We start from the raw sequence: 15,548 nt of genomic DNA, 5'->3' as shown, positions 1-15,548 counted from the left end.
TATAAAGTGCTGCTTCCCGAGCAGTGCGGGTTTCATTCCAGACAATCAAAAATTCCAGGATGTCTGGAGCCAAACTCTGGGTGTATGTGTAGGGGGGGCGGCCGTGTTTTCTTGTGCTATTGGCCATGCCGTGGTGAGGTTGACTTGCTGTTGGCGGCCAAACCACGCGATGCCGGCCCCGACGGAGGTCAGGCGGGCGGTGTTATTCTCGGACGACCAGGGCTGTTTATTGATCCTGACGGCACCCTGATCGAAAAAGGTGCTCAATTGCCAGCCGGGCATTAAGGCGTAGCGAAGTTCTGTACTGAGCTGTATGCCTTCATCACCGTTACCGCTGCCGGCGTCATAGGCTCGGACGCCATAAGGGCCGCCCAGGCTGAATTTTTCCGAGGAGTCCAAATTGCCTGATGCCCATTGCGCATTGATTTGCGTCACCCACTGGAAACGATCTCCGAGGTTTTGCAGGCGAAGCGCATTAATATTGACTTTGCTAAAGCGCCCCAAAGTCTTGGCGCCGTATTCATCCCAGAGGCGATCCTGCTCATCGCCGATATTTAATCTTCCTAACCCATAGCTGATAGACAGTGCGCTTTGTCCACCGCCTAACCAGCGATCCTGATTATTGAGGTTCAGGGTTAATGTCGATAAACCGACATCTTTCTTACTGCGTTTTTCAAACAGATCGATATCGTCGCGGAGCGTCTTGTCTTCATACTGCAATTGCATCGACAGGTTAAACAGGCGCGCGCGAATGACCGGATAGGAGGCATATACACTGGTAATCCCTGCTCGCCCATGTGCGTCAAGCACGGCAAAATCTTCCCCCAGGCGATAGCTCATCTGCGAATAGGCGGCACCAACGCGAACCGGGCCGGCATTCACCGGAAGGTCGTAGGTTGCTCGGTAATATTGTTGATGCTTATTACTGCCTAACAGACGCAAGCTTGCCTGGTCACCGAGGCCAAGCGGGTTATTAAGATAGATATTGCCCCCGAGCCGATATTCCCCGGTATAACGATCGCCGAAGTTGTCGGCCGTAAGAGTGCCGTTGAATAAGGGGGCTGGGGTGGCCTCAACCAGCAAGTCAGCCGTTCCGGGTTGGCCGCCGGGGCGCAAGGTGTTGTTAACCTCAATGCCGGGAATGTCGCTTAACAGCAGTAACCCGCGCTCAAGTGCGGCATCCGAGATCACCTCACCGCTTTTTATTCCTGCGAAAGCGTTTTGCAGCAGGTTTGCGCTAACGCGCGTGCGGTTATTCAGGTGCAGTTTGCCAAAGTGCCCCTCGACAATATGGATACGGACCCACCCCTCAGTGACGTCTTGCTTGGGCAAGTAAGCCTTGGTCAAGACGTAGCCCTTTTCCTGGTAATAGCGCGTGATCACCTGAGCGGCATCCTGCAGATCCTGCAGCGAGAGTTTTTTGTCGTTAAAATTCTTCAGCTTATTAAGCAAGTCTGATGTTTTTAAAACGCTATTTCCCTCAATATAAAATCCATGAACGAGTATTTTAGGTGCATTATTTTCTTCATGATTTATGTTTCCCCCACGCGCACTCCTTAATTTTGGCGTTAACTCTGCCGGTGCAGGTAAGGTTGGGCGCTCATGTTCAATATCGCGCATAACCTGGCCGGCAGTAGGAATGGCCGATAAAGATTCGTGCGAGGTTAAAATTATCGCCAAGGCTAAATAAGCTTTTTTCATAGTGTAGGGACTTATTTTAATGGTGAATGCTAATAACGTAATCATTCCGATTAATTGCAATGATGGCCTATATAAAATATCAGTAATCTATTCATTTAAGAATGTCAGGTTAAAAAATTGGCAATAATGGGAGTTAAGGTCTGGAAATGGGGCGGCTGCAGACTTTTATACTGAAAAACGATTGGGGATGAGGTTTTTAGTTGATGGGATATATAAAGCGTGTATTTTAAATTTGATATGGATGATATATATATACAGTTGAAGTGAGGTTATTTAACGTTATTCAGTGATATTGCCATTTTCAGCCGCTATTTTTAATTTCCCCGAGGTCATAAGCACGCTGTTAAGCGAGAGAGGATGTCTCTGCGTCCGCACCTGAGTCACCATCGGGAGTACCCGAAAATCAATACAGAGGTGTTATCTCGATAATCGTCAAATATAAAAAGGTCAGGGCCCTGAGGCACCTGACCTTTTTGTTGCCGTTTACCCAGCGGCATAGGCCACCGGGCAGGCACATCAACGCATGGTAACGAACTCTTCCGCTGCGGTCGGGTGGATCGCCACGGTGTTGTCGAAGTCTTTCTTGGTGGCGCCCATCTTGATGGCGACGGCGAAGCCCTGCAGGATCTCGTCCATACCCAAGCCGATGCCGTGCAGGCCGACAATCTTCTCTTCTTTGCCCACGCAGACCAGCTTCATGCGGCACGGTTGGCGGTGCTGCGTCACTGCGCTGTACATGGCGGTGAAGGACGATTTATACACTTTCACGCTGTCGGCGCCGAATTTCTCGATAGCTTCCGGCTCGGTCAGCCCGATAGTGCCGATCGGCGGATGGCTGAACACTACGGTGGCGATGTTGCTGTAATCCAGGTGCTCTTCCGGCTTGTTGTTGAACAGGCGTTCGGACAGGCGACGGCCGGCGGCGACCGCGACCGGGGTCAGTTCGACCGCGCCGGTGTTGTCGCCCACCGCGTAAATGCCTTTTACGCTGGTGTTCTGGTATTTATCGACGTCGATATAGCCATGTTCGTTGGTTTTCACCCCGGTAACGTTCAGGTTCAGGTTATCGGTCGCCGGTTCGCGGCCAATCGCCCACACCAGGCTGTCGACGGTGAATTCCTTGCCGTTTTCCAGTTGCAGCGTCAGGCTGCCGTCGGCGTTCTTGACGATGGCTTTCGGCACCGATTCGGTGTGCAGGCTTGGCCCTTCGGTGTTCATCACTTCCACCAGGGTCTCGACAATCATCGGATCGAAGGTACGCAGCGGCGCGTGTTTACGCACGAACAGGTGGGTTTCGGCCCCCAGCGCGTTCATCACGCCGGCGATCTCCACCGCGATATAGCCCGCGCCGACCACGGCAACGCGTTTTGGCATCGCATCCAGCTCGAAGAAACCGTCTGAGTCGATGCCGTATTCGGCGCCTGGAATGTCAGGGTGGCTCGGGCGGCCGCCGGTGGCGATCAGGATATGGTCGGCGGTGATCTTCTCGCCGTTCACTTCCACCGTGTGGGCGTCGATAAAGCGCGCGAAACCTTTGATCACGTCGACTTTGTTTTTGCCCAGCACGTTGTCGTAGGAATTATGGATACGGTCGATATAAGCGGTGCGGTTGGCGACCAGCTTCTTCCAGTCAAAGGCGCTGACGGTGGTATCGAAGCCGTAATCCGGGCCGTACAGGTGGATGGCCTCGGCGATCTGCGCCGCGTGCCACATGACTTTTTTCGGTACACAACCCACGTTCACGCAGGTGCCGCCCAGTTCCTTGGCTTCAATCAGTGCGCATTTCTGGCCATACATGGCTGCCCGGTTGATCGATGCGATGCCGCCGCTGCCGCCGCCAATTGCTAGATAATCGTAATGTTTGGTCATCTGGGATTTCCATGAATTGTGTGAATCGAAGAGGGTAAGAGTTTAACGCCTGATACGGGTTTGTCGCAAAGATTGCGTCGATGGCTGCGATAGGTGGGGTGAAGGCGCGGCGTACCGCGCCCGGGGGGCTTATTCCGGCACCACCCAGTTCACCAAATGGTGGCCATTGCCCGACGGCACCAGCGTCTTGTGCAGCCACGGCAGCACGTTTTTCATCTGCTGTTCCAACTTCCACGGCGGGTTAATCACGATCATACCGGAGGCGGTCATGCCGCGTTGATCGCTGTCGGGTTTTACCGCCAGTTCGATCTGCAGAATATTGCGGATACCGGTGGCTTCCAGCTCTTTGAGCATGCGTTTGATCTGCTGGCGCATCACCACCGGATACCACAGCGCGTAAGTGCCGGTGGCAAAGCGTTTATAGCCTTCCTGCAAGCCTTTGATCACGTCCTGATAATCGGTTTTCATCTCGTACGGCGGGTCCATCAGGATCAACCCGCGGCGCGACAGTGGTGGCAACTGGGATTTCAGTTGCTGGTAGCCGTCGGCACGTTGCACCTTGGCGCGTTCGTCTTTCTGGAACTCGTTGCGCAGCAGCGGGAAATCGCTCGGGTGCAGCTCGGTCAGGTGGATTTTATCCTGCGGGCGCAGCAACTGACGGGCAATCAGTGGGGAGCCAGGGTAGTAACGCAGCCTGTCGGTGCGATTAAAGTTGCGAATCACGCTCATGTAAGCCGCCAGCTCTTCCGGCAGATCGTCACGTTGCCACAGCAGGCCGATGCCTTCCAGGTATTCCCCGGTACGTTCGGCGTGCTCACCGCTCAGCTGATAGCGTCCTGCGCCGGAGTGGGTATCCAGGTACAGGAAAGGTTTTTCTTTTTCTTTCAGCGATTCAATGATCAGGCTCTGAACGGTGTGCTTGAGCACGTCGGCGTGGTTGCCGGCGTGAAAACTGTGGCGGTAACTTAACATGGCTGGTGGTAATTCCTTGTGCTCCTGCGGAGCGTGCTGAAGAAAATGAAGGCTTATAATCTGCACAGTATAAACTGTCTGGCAGGGAAAAACTGAACTGCGTTGCCGCAGGTCATTAAAGGGAGCGATAAGACGATGAGTGAAAACGCGATTTTGGACCGTTACCCCGAGGCTGCGCGTTGGGCATTCGGCGATGGGCCCGAATTGGCCAATGAACTGCTGCAGCTGGTGCTGAGCGGGGATAAAACGGCGACCTGCGGTTCTTATGCCAGTTACCGGCAAGAGCAGTCGCCTCTGCTGGGCGATTATAGCGTCATCCTTGATGCGCGCGGGGAACCCGCCTGCGTGATCAGAACGCTCTCCCTGCGGCTGATCCGCTACTGTGACGTCAGCGCCGAGATGGCGGCCAAAGAGGGGGAGGGGGATAAAAGCCTGGCGTTCTGGCAGCAGGGGCACCGGGCTTTTTTCAGCCGTGAAGGCAGCTTTTCGCCGGATATGTGGCTGGTGTTCGAAGAGTTTGAGCTGGTAGAGGCGATTTGATCAGATAAGGAGCGACGATGAGCTGCCTATTTTGCGATATGGTGGCGGGCAAAGTGCCGTGCCATAAAATCTGGGAGGACGACGCACATATGGCGTTTCTCTCCATTTACCCGAATACCGAAGGTTTCAGCGTGGTGATCCCCAAGGCGCACTTTGACAGCTACGCCTTTGCGCTGCCGGACGAGGCGCTCAGCGAACTGATGCTGGCGACCAAGCGGGTGGCGCAATTGCTCGACCGGGCGTTTGACGACGTGGGCCGCTGCGGCATGGTGTTCGAAGGCTTTGGCGTCGATCACGTGCATGCCAAACTGATCCCGATGCACGGCACTGCCGGGCTGGAGCACTGGCAGCCGATAGAGTCCAAATCGACCAAGTTTTTCGAGCGTTACGAGGGGTATCTTTCCTCGCACGACGCTGCTCGCGCCGACGATGAGCATCTGGCCGCGCTGGCGGCGAAAATCCGCCAGAGCGCCGTTTAAGGCACTATCTATCAACGCCCGGCCATTGATTTTCCCGCTGCTTGGCTCCATGTTAGATATTCATTCGCATTTTAAGGCCTGCCCGCTGCGGCGGGCCCCAACGCTAATCAGGACTGCCCTATGACAAATCCGTTGCTGACACCGTTTTCCCTGCCACCGTTTTCCGCCATTCGCCCTGAAGATATCGTGCCTGCGGTGCAATCCGCCCTGGCCGATTGCCGTGCTGCAGTAGAGCGCGTGGTCGCGCAGCCGGGGCCGTTCACCTGGGATAACCTGTGTCAGCCGCTGGCGGAGTCGGACGATCGCCTGTCGCGCATCTGGTCGCCGGTCGGGCACCTGAATTCGGTCAAAAACAGCCCGGAGCTGCGCGCCGCCTACGAGCAGGCGCTGCCGCTGCTGTCTGAATACGGCACCTGGGTGGGCCAGCATGAGGGGTTGTACCAGGCGTATCGCAGCCTGAAAGAGGGCGAAGCGTTTAACCAACTGAGCGCGCCACAGCGCAAGTCGGTGGAAAACGCGCTGCGTGATTTCGAACTGTCGGGCATTGGCCTGTCGCCGGAAAAACAGGCGCGCTACGGCGAGATCGTCGCGCGCCTGTCCGAGCTGGGTTCCACCTACAGCAACAATGTGCTCGACGCCACCATGGGCTGGAGCAAACTGATTACCGACGAAGCCGAGCTGAGCGGCCTGCCGGAAAGCGCCTTGGCACAGGCCCAGGCGATGGCGCAGGCCAAAGAGCAGGACGGCTGGCTGCTGACGCTGGATATGCCGAGCTACCTGCCGGTGCTGACCTACGGCGACAACCGTGCGCTGCGTGAAGAAATGTACCGCGCCTTCGCTACCCGCGCTTCCGATCAGGGGCCGAACGCCGGCAAATGGGACAACAGCGAAGTGATGGCGGAAACGCTGGCGCTGCGCCACGAACTGGCCGAACTGCTGGGCTTCGCCAGCTACGCCGACAAATCGCTGGCGACCAAAATGGCGGAAAACCCGGAGCAAGTGCTCGGTTTCCTGAACGATCTGGCCAAGCGCGCCCGCCCGCAGGCCGAGAAAGAGCTGGCGCAGCTGCGCGCCTTCGCCAAACAGCATTACGGCGTGGATGAGCTGGAAGCCTGGGACATCACCTATTACGGCGAAAAACAAAAACAGCACCTGTTCTCCATCAGCGACGAACAGCTGCGCCCATACTTCCCTGAACAGCGCGTAGTAGAAGGGCTGTTCGAAGTGGTGAAGCGCATTTACGGCATCACCGCCAAAGAGCGCAAGGATGTGGATACCTGGCATCCTGAAGTGCGCTTCTTCGACCTGTTCGATATCAACGGCGAACTGCGCGGCAGCTTCTACCTTGACCTGTACGCGCGTGAAAACAAACGCGGCGGGGCGTGGATGGACGACTGCGTCGGCAGCCTGCGCAAGGCCGACGGCTCGCTGCAAAAACCGGTCGCCTACCTGACCTGCAACTTCAACCGCCCATTGGGCGACAAACCGGCGCTGTTCACCCATAACGAAGTGACTACGCTGTTCCACGAGTTCGGCCACGGTCTGCACCATATGCTGACCCAAATCGATACCGCCGGCGTCTCCGGCATCAGCGGCGTGCCATGGGATGCGGTCGAGCTGCCGAGCCAGTTTATGGAAAACTGGTGCTGGGAGCCGGAAGCGCTGGCCTTTATCTCCGGCCATTATCAGAGCGGCGAGCCGCTGCCGAAAGAGATGCTCGACAAGCTGCTGGCGGCCAAAAACTACCAGGCGGCGCTGTTTATCCTGCGCCAGCTGGAGTTCGGCCTGTTCGACTTCCGCATGCACGCCGAGTACAGCCCGGAAAAAGGCGCGCAAATCCTGCCGACGCTGGCGGAAGTGAAGAAAATGGTGGCGGTGGTGCCTTCACCGAGCTGGGGCCGCTTCCCGCATGCCTTCAGCCATATCTTTGCCGGCGGCTATGCGGCGGGTTATTACAGCTATCTGTGGGCAGAAGTGCTGTCTGCCGATGCCTACTCGCGCTTTGAAGAAGAGGGGATTTTCAACGCCGAAACCGGCAAATCCTTCCTCGACAACATCCTGTCGCGCGGCGGTTCGGAAGAGCCGATGGAACTGTTCAAACGCTTCCGTGGCCGTGAGCCGCAGCTGGATGCTATGCTGCGCCATTACGGTATTAAAGGATAACCCACCGGTGAGCGTGTGTTTATTGTGTGAAGAAGGCGCCGATCCCGGCGCCTTGTCTATTCTGGCGGAGCGCTGGCAGTTAACCTCGGACGACGACGCGTTGATGGCACTGGTGCTGACGCCGCAGCGGCTGGAGCTGCGCAAACGCGACGAACCCAAGCTGGGCGCGATTTACGTCGATTTCGTTTCCGGCACTCTGGCGCATCGGCGCCGCTTCGGCGGCGGGCGCGGCGAAGCGGTGGCCAAGGCGGTCGGCATCAAGGGCAGTTACCTGCCGGAGGTGGTGGACGCGACGGCCGGGCTGGGGCGTGATGCCTTTGTGCTGGCTTCGCTGGGCTGCAAGGTGCGGATGCTGGAACGCAATCCGGTGGTGGCGGCGCTGTTGGATGATGGGCTGCAACGCGGCTATCAGGATGCGGAAATCGGCCCGTGGCTGCGTGAGCGTTTGACGCTGCTGCACGCCTCCAGCCTGACCGCGCTGACCGGCCTAGATCCACGGCCCGAAGTGGTGTATCTCGATCCGATGTATCCGCACAAGCAAAAAAGCGCGCTGGTGAAGAAAGAGATGCGGGTATTTCAGTCGCTGGTGGGCAGCGATGACGACGCCGACGGCCTGCTGGAACCTGCGCGTCGGCTGGCGACCAAACGCGTGGTGGTGAAGCGGCCGGATTACGCCCCGCCGTTGGCCAACGTGCCTGCGCACGCGGCCAGCCTGACCAAGAGCCACCGCTTCGATATTTATATGCCGTTGTAAGCTATTTATTCCCAGGGGGCGAAAATCTTCGCCCCGTCGTTATTCCTGTTCGCGCAGACTTTTCCCGACGTCACCGCCCGGATGCACCGCCAGCAGGGTTTCTTTGCTGTAGCCGCTGCGTTCCATCAGGCAGGCGCAGGCGGCATCGAAAATCGCCAATACCAGCACGATAGAGGTAGTTGCCAGCATATTCAGCGGATCTATCTCGTTTTCCACCCCGGTGCGGATCACCAGCTGCGCCGCATGAGCGATCGCCGAATCCGGGTTCTCCGTCACGCCAATCAAGGGTACGCCTTTAGCCTGCAGCGTCGGCAGCAGGCGGGTCAGCTCATCGGAATTGCCGCCGCGCGAAATCAGTATCATCAGATCATCGCCGCGCAGAAAGCCCAAATCGCCGTGCGCCGCGTCGGTGGCGTTCAGGTAGATGGCCGGCCGTTCCACGCAGGCCAGCATATGGGCAATCTTGCGCGCCGCGATGCCGGAGGTGCCGACGCCGGTGACCACAATCTTGCCCTTGCACGCCGCCAGCAGCGTCAGCAGCCGTTGCCAGGTGGGTGCGTCGATACGTTGGCTGAGTTGCGCCAGTTCGCGGCTATAGACGGCCCAGGCCTCCGCCGCACGCTGCCATTCCTGCTGCATCAGGCTTCCTCCTGCATCAGCCGGCGGTATTTCATATGGTCGTTATACAGCTCATGGAACACGCGGTATTTGCGGTCGTAATAGCTTTTGATTTTGTTGGTCTGCGGCGTGACGGTTTTACCGATGCGGCTCATGGCGCTCATCGCTTCCGGCAGCGTGTCGAACACGCCCGCCGCCACTGTGCCCATCATCGCGCCGCCCAGCAGCATCGCTTCGCTCTCCTCCGGCAGCAGCATGGCGCAGCCGGTGGCGTTGGCGTGCTCCTGCACGAACAGCGGGTTCTTGGTGCCGCCGCCGCTGGCCATAATGGTGTCGATGCTGTAGCCGCTTTGGTTCATGGTTTCGATAATATGGCGAGTGCCGAGCGCGATCGCCTGGAGGGTCGCCAGATAATGCAGCGCCATGTCCTCCGGGGTGCGCGACAGCTTCAGCCCGGTCAGGGTGCCGGTCAGCGTCGGGTTGGCGCGCGGCGAACGGTTGCCGTGGAAATACGGCAGCATGTGAATATCCTGGGTCAGGAAGGCGATGTCTTCCGGTTCGCCGGCCATGCGGCGCAGCAGGGCGTTCAACACCTCATAGATGGTCTGCCCCTGGGTTTTCGCCTGCGCCAGCAGATCCTGATAGCACGGATGAGACTGGATCACATGGTCAATCAACGCGCCGGTAGCGGACTGGCCGCCTTCGTTCAGCCAGTATTCCGGCAGAATTGCCGAGTAATAGGGCCCCCAAACGCCGCCGATAAAGCGCGCGGTACGCGACATCGCCATATGGCCGGTAGAAGTACCGCCGATCAGCGCGATGCGGCGGTTAAAATCCGCCACTTCGCCGGAAACCCCGGTGGCGCCCAGCGTGCCGAGAGTGCCGGCATGAGCGTCGATGATCGACACGCTGACCGCCGTACCGGCAATCAGGCCCATCTCGCCGGCGGCGCGCTGCGTCAGGCCGTGGCCCAGCGGTTCGCCCATCATTTTTACGTCGCTGCCGATCTTGGCGGCGTCGTGTTCCAGCACGTCTTCCAGCCCAATCTGTTTGAAATAGCTCTTGTCCCAGCGCTGTTCATGGCCGAGGTAAGTCCATTTGCACACCGTCGAACACAGCGAACGGGTGGCGTCCTGGGTGGCGCGCCAGGTGAGAAAATCCGGCAGGTCAAACAGGTAGCCGGCATTGGCCCAGGTGGTCGGCATATGCTGCTTCAGCCACAGCATCTTGGGGGTTTGCATCTCCGGCGAGATGATCCCGCCGACGAAGTCCAGCACCCGGTGTTTGGTGGCGTTGATGCGCTCGGCCTGAACGATCGCCCGGTGATCCATCCACACGATGATGTTCTGCTCGGTGCGGCCGGATGGGCTGACGGTCAGCGGCTGGCCTTCTTTATCCAGCACCACCAGCGAACAGGTGGCGTCGAACCCCAGCCCTTTGACCTGAATCGGGTTGATGTCGGCCTGGTTGACCGCATCGCGTACCGCGCTGCACACCGCTTGCCAGATATTGTCCGAAGACTGTTCGACAAAGTCCGCCCTCGGGCGGTACAAATCGATGGGCCGACTGGCCTGCCCGACCATGCGGCCGTTGAGATCGAATACCCCTGCGCGTGCGCTTCCGGTGCCTACATCTACGCCAATAAAATAACTCGCCATTGTTCTTCTCCAGTCAGGCTTTTCGATTCTGTAATGCGATAAACAGGATCAGCACACCGCCCCACAGGGCCATGGTCAGATAACTGCTGACGCCCAGCAGGTTGAGGCCGCTTTCCAGCATTTGCAGCACAATCAGTGCCAGCACCAGGCCAAGTACCCGGCCAAAGCCGCCGTCCGGATTAATGCCGCCCAGCACCGAGGCCAGAATGGTCACCAGCAGGTAGGATTCGCCGTAACCCGCCTTGGCCGAGTTGAACTTGGCCATCATCAATAGGGCTGCGCCCCAGCCGAGCAAGGCTGACAGGATATACACCGCGATCTGCACCCGGGCGGTATTCACCCCGCTAAAACGGGTGGCCTGTTCGTTGGAGCCGATCAGGTACAAACTGCGGCCCAGCGTGGTGTGCTCCAGCAGCAGCCACAGGCCGACGGCCACCAGCAGAAACAGCAGCAGCGCCACCGGAATGCCGAGCAGGCTGCCGTTGCCGAAGTACTGAATCACCGCCGGGAAGCCGGAGATCACCGCGCCGTTGGACAGCAGGATATTCAGGCCGGTGATCAGCGTCATGGTGCCGAGCGAGGCCAGAATCGGCGAAACGCCGATCCAGGCGATCAGCACGCCGTTAAGCGCGCCGATGGCGACCGCGACCAGTAACCCGGCCAGCAGCGCCAGCGCTAAAAACAGCGGTTGATCCGGATGGCTGACGATAATTGCCGCCATCACCAGCGAGCAGGCGTTGGCACCGGCGATGATCGACAGATTAATGCCGCCGGTCAGCATGGTAATGCCCATTCCGAGCGCCAGCATGCCAAGGATCGGCAGTTGCGAGGCGATCGACTGGAAGTTGCCGACGCTGAAGAAACGCGATCCGAGCAGCCCGGCAAACAGCAGCGCCACGGCAATGATGATCGCGCTTTGCAGGCGGATGATCCGATCGTTCGGGATCAGGCGGGTTAACGAATTCATGTCATAGTTCCTTGGCCAGCTTGCGTTTTTCATTCCAGGCGGTGCTGCTGATGCTGATCAAAATGATCGCGCCGCTGAACACCTGGTGCCAATAAGCCGACACGCTGAGCAGCGTCAGGCCGTTTTGCAGGAAGGCCAGCAACACTACGCCAAGCAGCGTGCCGGTCAGCGATCCGCGGCCGCCGGTCATGCTGGTGCCGCCGAGCACCACCGCCGCCAGCACCGTCAGCTCAAAGCCGAGCAACGAGTTGGGGGCGACCGACTGGGTGATTTGCGCCTGAACCACCGCAGCGATACCGGCCAGAATGCCCATGTAGCCATAAACGTAGAAGTGCAGCCGCAGCAGGTTCAATCCCAGGCGCGACGCCGCATCGCGGTTGCCGCCCATGGCGAAGATCTGGCGGCCGAGGCGGGTGAAGTTCATCAGCACGCCGGTGACGATCACTACCCCCAGTAGGCACAGCAGCGGCAGCGTCAGGCCGTAGTCGTAGCCATCGGCGCCCTGGAACGAGAACCAGTTGATGCCGTCCATAAACCAGTCCGGGAAGCCGTACAGCCAGGTGCCGTTGGTGGCGTACACCAGCAGGCCGTAGAACAGATTCAGGGTGGCGATGGTGATGATGATGGCCGGCACCTTCAGCCAGTACACCAGAAAACCGTTCACCAGCCCGAGCAACAGGCCGACGCCCATCGCCAGCACGAATGCCAAAGGGAAGCCGCCGCCGTGCTGAATAACCCAGGTAGCCATCACGTACTGGGCGATGGCGGTGATAGCCGGGAACGAAATGTCGATGCCACCGGCAATCAGCACCACGAACAGGCCGCAGGCGAGAATGCCGAGAATGGCGTAGCTGGTGGCGACGTCGGTCAGGTTGCCGAGCGTCAGAAATTCGCTGGTGCCGACGCTCAGGCCAATGGCCAGCAGCAACACCAGCAGGCCCAGGTAAAACTCGTGCCGGCCGGCCAGGCGGGCCAGTAATGACTTATCCATTCACCACCTCGGCGATCTGTTGTTCGGTGCTGTGGTGCGGCGAAAACTCGGCGATCAGTTCGCCTTTGCGCATCACCATCACCCGATGGCTGTTGTAATAGGCTTCCGGGATCTCGTCGCAGATCATCAACACTGCCATGCCGAGCTCGGCCAGATCTTTGGCGATCTGGTAGATCCCCTCTTTGTTGGCGATATCCACCCCGACGGTGGGCGAGTCGAGGATCAGGATCTTCGGCTGGGTCGCTACCCACTTGGCGATGGCGATGCGCTGGGCGTTGCCGCCGGACAGGGTTTTGACCGGCAACGCGCTGTCGGACACCTTGATGTTCAGGTCACGGATCAGCCGGTTGACCAGCTCGGTCGCCTTGGCGTGATCCAGCAACCCAAGCGGGGTATGCAGTTGATCAAACACCGTGACGATGGTGTTGTCGTAGATCGACTGCTCCATGATCAACCCCTGGGTCAGACGATCTTCCGACACGTAGCCGATGCCGTGGCGCACCGCGTCGCGGTTGTTGTGCAGCCGCACCGGTTGGCCGTCGATTTTGATTTCACCGCTGTCCGGGCGCGTCATACCGAACAGGCTGAGGCACAGTTCGGTGCGGCCTGCGCCGAGCAGCCCGACGATCGAGACTATTTCGCCGCCGCGCAGCGAAAGATTGATGTCCCGGTATTTGCCGCGCCGGCTGAGGTTGCAGACTTCGAGCAGCGGGGCGGTATCGGCTGGCGGGCGTGCCGGCAGTTGGCTGTAGTGGAAGCGTTGGCCGGTCATCAGGAACGCCAGTTCGTGGCTGTCGAGCTGGCTTGCCGGGTAGGTGCCGACCAGCTTGCCGTCGCGCATTACGCTGATACGGTCGGCGACTTCCATCACCTCATCCAGGCGATGGCTGACGAATACCACGCAGATGCCCGCCGCTTTCAGCTCATTGACCACCCGCAGCAGGCCGTTGACCTCCTGGCGCGTCAGCGATGCGGTAGGCTCGTCCATAATCACCAGCCGCGCTTCGGCGGCTATGGCGCGGCAAATCGCCACCAGTTGGCGATCGGCAATCGACAGTTTTTCGACTTTTTTATCGGGATCGATATGCACCCCGATGCGGGCCATGGCGTCCAGCGCGGTCTGGCGCATCACCTGCTTGCGCACCCAGAAATGGCCGCCGGGCAGATAGCGATGAATGGCGATATTTTCCGCCACCGTCAGATTGGGGAATAACGACAGATCCTGATAAATCACCTGAATACCGTAATAGCCGGAGAGCTGCGGCGTCAGGGAATGAAAGAGTTTGCCTTCCAGCGAAATATTGGCGCCTTTTTCCGGCTGATAAACCCCGGAAATAATTTTAATAATGGTGCTTTTGCCGCAGCCATTTTGTCCGGCCAGGCAATGCACTTCGCCAATATTCAGCGTCAGGTTGATCTGGTCCAGTGCCAGCACGCCTGGGAATCTTTTACTGATATTCTCCAGGGTGATAAATGCGGTGGATGCTGCCATAGCGTTAACCCGTGCAGGTTTTTATACCCGTCATCTTTCAAGTTGCAGCGTTGTTATCTGCACTTGCGCACCCCAGTTACTTGACTTTAGTAAGTGCCTGGGGATGAGCAAGCTGGGCGCCTAGCTGCAAGTTAAAAGCTATAGGGTATATTATAATAGTGGCTGAAATTCGGTGCGCGGTGGGTTGCGCGCCGACGTTATTGAATAACTTTCCCGGTGTGGCGAATATTAATTAAGGTTAAAATCCTAGCGATTTGGCATTATCTTTGGTGACTTCAAGAATTTTATTAAACCGAATCACTTTTTTATCCATATCGACGTCGGCTTTACCCAGCCCTTCGATCGACAAATCTTTGGTTACTTCCTTGCCCTGCAACAATTGGTCGGCCACCGTCACCAGCGCATAGCCGGCGTCTTTCGGATCCCACAGCAGCACTTTCTTGATATCGCCGCGCATCAGGTAAGGGGCGGCCTGCGCCGGCATGGCGATGCCCACCACGGCGATTTTGTCCTTGGCGCGCTTCTTGGCGACCGCCTGGCCGGCACCGATCGGGCCGAGGGAACCAAAACCGATAATGCCTTTCATCTGCGGGTAGGTTTTCATCAAATCCAGCGTGGTGGCGTAGGATTTATCGATGCTTTCCGCCACCGGCAGGCGCGAAGTGACTTCGAACATGTCCGGGTATTTGGCTTTCTGGTATTTGATGGCGGAATCGGCCCAGGCGTTGTGTAGTGGCACGGTCAGCGAGCCGACGTAAATGGCGTAACCGCCTTTGCCGCCCATGTCTTTCGCCAGCTCATCAACGTTGGCCTGCGCATATTTCTCGCTGTCGATGGTTTCGATGTCCCACTGGCCGATCTGCTGATCCGGGGATTCATGGGTCAGTACCACGATGCCTTTCTCGCGCGCTTTTTTCAGCACCGGTTCCAGCACCTTGGCGTCGTTTGGCACCACGATGATGGCGTTAACGTTTTTGGCGATCAGGTCTTCAATCACTTTGACCTGTGCGGCCGGGTCTGGGGTGGAAGGCCCGGTTTGGTAAGCGTTGACGTCGAGCTTTTTGGCTGCGTCGTTTACGCCCACTTCCATACGGTTGAACCAGGGAATGCCGGTCACTTTGGCAACCACGGCGATCTCGTACTTTTCAGCCGCAAAAACAGGTGTTGTCGATAACATGCACGCAGAAACCACACATGCATTTAATAATGCGAGGTTAAATTTCATTCGCTGTACCTTTTTTATCTGTAGGGGTGGATGTTTTTCCACCAGTGCAGATTACAAAGGAATGGAAGAGGGGGCGTAACCGAAGTTGAGGAAATGTGATCTGCGCACATTGAGGTAAA

The 15,548-nt window shown here is 58.1% G+C and carries 13 protein-coding genes; 4 read left to right on the top strand and 9 right to left on the bottom strand.

The genetic code is table 11. From position 1 onward, the window contains the following. Positions 1–45 precede the first annotated feature (45 nt). The 3 genes from ACUTSW_RS22295 to ACUTSW_RS22285 form a co-directional block, all read right to left on the bottom strand. Positions 46–1,701: a ShlB/FhaC/HecB family hemolysin secretion/activation protein gene (locus ACUTSW_RS22295; RefSeq protein ID WP_445585382.1), complete on the bottom strand. Its 1,656-nt coding sequence runs from the start codon at positions 1,699–1,701 to the stop codon at positions 46–48. A gap of 516 nt (positions 1,702–2,217) precedes the next feature. After that, positions 2,218–3,570, bottom strand: coding sequence for a glutathione-disulfide reductase (gene gorA / locus ACUTSW_RS22290; protein ID WP_445585381.1), 1,353 nt, complete (start codon positions 3,568–3,570; stop codon positions 2,218–2,220). A gap of 129 nt (positions 3,571–3,699) precedes the next feature. Beyond that, positions 3,700–4,542 (bottom strand): 23S rRNA (adenine(2030)-N(6))-methyltransferase RlmJ, encoded by an 843-nt coding sequence (locus tag ACUTSW_RS22285; RefSeq protein ID WP_004951595.1) that lies wholly within the window; start codon positions 4,540–4,542, stop codon positions 3,700–3,702. Between the two features lie 135 nt (positions 4,543–4,677). On the opposite strand from ACUTSW_RS22285, the gene ACUTSW_RS22280 reads away from it, so the two are divergent. The 4 genes from ACUTSW_RS22280 to rsmJ all read left to right on the top strand — a co-directional run bounded on the left by ACUTSW_RS22280 (position 4,678) and on the right by rsmJ (position 8,478). After that, on the top strand, positions 4,678–5,082 hold the full coding sequence (locus ACUTSW_RS22280; RefSeq protein ID WP_445585380.1) for an ASCH domain-containing protein: 405 nt from the start codon (positions 4,678–4,680) through the stop codon (positions 5,080–5,082). A gap of 17 nt (positions 5,083–5,099) precedes the next feature. Continuing rightward, positions 5,100–5,561, top strand: a complete 462-nt coding sequence (locus ACUTSW_RS22275) for an HIT family protein (RefSeq protein ID WP_445585379.1) — start codon at positions 5,100–5,102, stop codon at positions 5,559–5,561. Positions 5,562–5,681: 120 nt separating this feature from the next. Then, entirely contained in the window at positions 5,682–7,724 is a 2,043-nt protein-coding gene (gene prlC, locus ACUTSW_RS22270; RefSeq protein ID WP_445585378.1) for an oligopeptidase A, read from the top strand. A 7-nt stretch (positions 7,725–7,731) separates the two neighbouring features. Continuing rightward, on the top strand, positions 7,732–8,478 hold the full coding sequence (rsmJ, locus tag ACUTSW_RS22265; protein WP_062868993.1) for a 16S rRNA (guanine(1516)-N(2))-methyltransferase RsmJ: 747 nt from the start codon (positions 7,732–7,734) through the stop codon (positions 8,476–8,478). A gap of 39 nt (positions 8,479–8,517) precedes the next feature. Here rsmJ and ACUTSW_RS22260 read toward each other — a convergent pair whose 3' ends face one another. The 6 genes from ACUTSW_RS22260 to ACUTSW_RS22235 all read right to left on the bottom strand — a co-directional run bounded on the left by ACUTSW_RS22260 (position 8,518) and on the right by ACUTSW_RS22235 (position 15,429). Then, positions 8,518–9,117: a KpsF/GutQ family sugar-phosphate isomerase gene (locus tag ACUTSW_RS22260; protein ID WP_311995106.1), complete on the bottom strand. Its 600-nt coding sequence runs from the start codon at positions 9,115–9,117 to the stop codon at positions 8,518–8,520. Continuing rightward, a complete protein-coding gene (locus ACUTSW_RS22255) occupies positions 9,117–10,754 on the bottom strand; it encodes an FGGY-family carbohydrate kinase (RefSeq protein ID WP_445585377.1) in 1,638 nt (545 codons plus the stop codon). The genes ACUTSW_RS22260 and ACUTSW_RS22255 overlap by 1 nt, the downstream gene beginning before the upstream one ends. Positions 10,755–10,767: 13 nt before the next feature. Beyond that, positions 10,768–11,721 (bottom strand): ABC transporter permease, encoded by a 954-nt coding sequence (locus ACUTSW_RS22250; RefSeq protein ID WP_434461819.1) that lies wholly within the window; start codon positions 11,719–11,721, stop codon positions 10,768–10,770. A gap of 1 nt (position 11,722) precedes the next feature. After that, positions 11,723–12,712 (bottom strand): ABC transporter permease, encoded by a 990-nt coding sequence (locus ACUTSW_RS22245; protein ID WP_445585376.1) that lies wholly within the window; start codon positions 12,710–12,712, stop codon positions 11,723–11,725. Further along, positions 12,705–14,204 (bottom strand): sugar ABC transporter ATP-binding protein, encoded by a 1,500-nt coding sequence (locus ACUTSW_RS22240; protein ID WP_445585375.1) that lies wholly within the window; start codon positions 14,202–14,204, stop codon positions 12,705–12,707. The genes ACUTSW_RS22245 and ACUTSW_RS22240 overlap by 8 nt, the downstream gene beginning before the upstream one ends. A 238-nt stretch (positions 14,205–14,442) precedes the next feature. Further along, on the bottom strand, positions 14,443–15,429 hold the full coding sequence (locus ACUTSW_RS22235) for an autoinducer 2 ABC transporter substrate-binding protein (RefSeq protein ID WP_062789808.1): 987 nt from the start codon (positions 15,427–15,429) through the stop codon (positions 14,443–14,445). Positions 15,430–15,548: the final 119 nt, after the last annotated feature.

This window comes from Serratia sp. TSA_198.1 (genome assembly GCF_052686505.1).
Note: the sequence above shows the minus strand (reverse complement) of the source record. Positions and strands in the feature narration are given on the sequence as shown.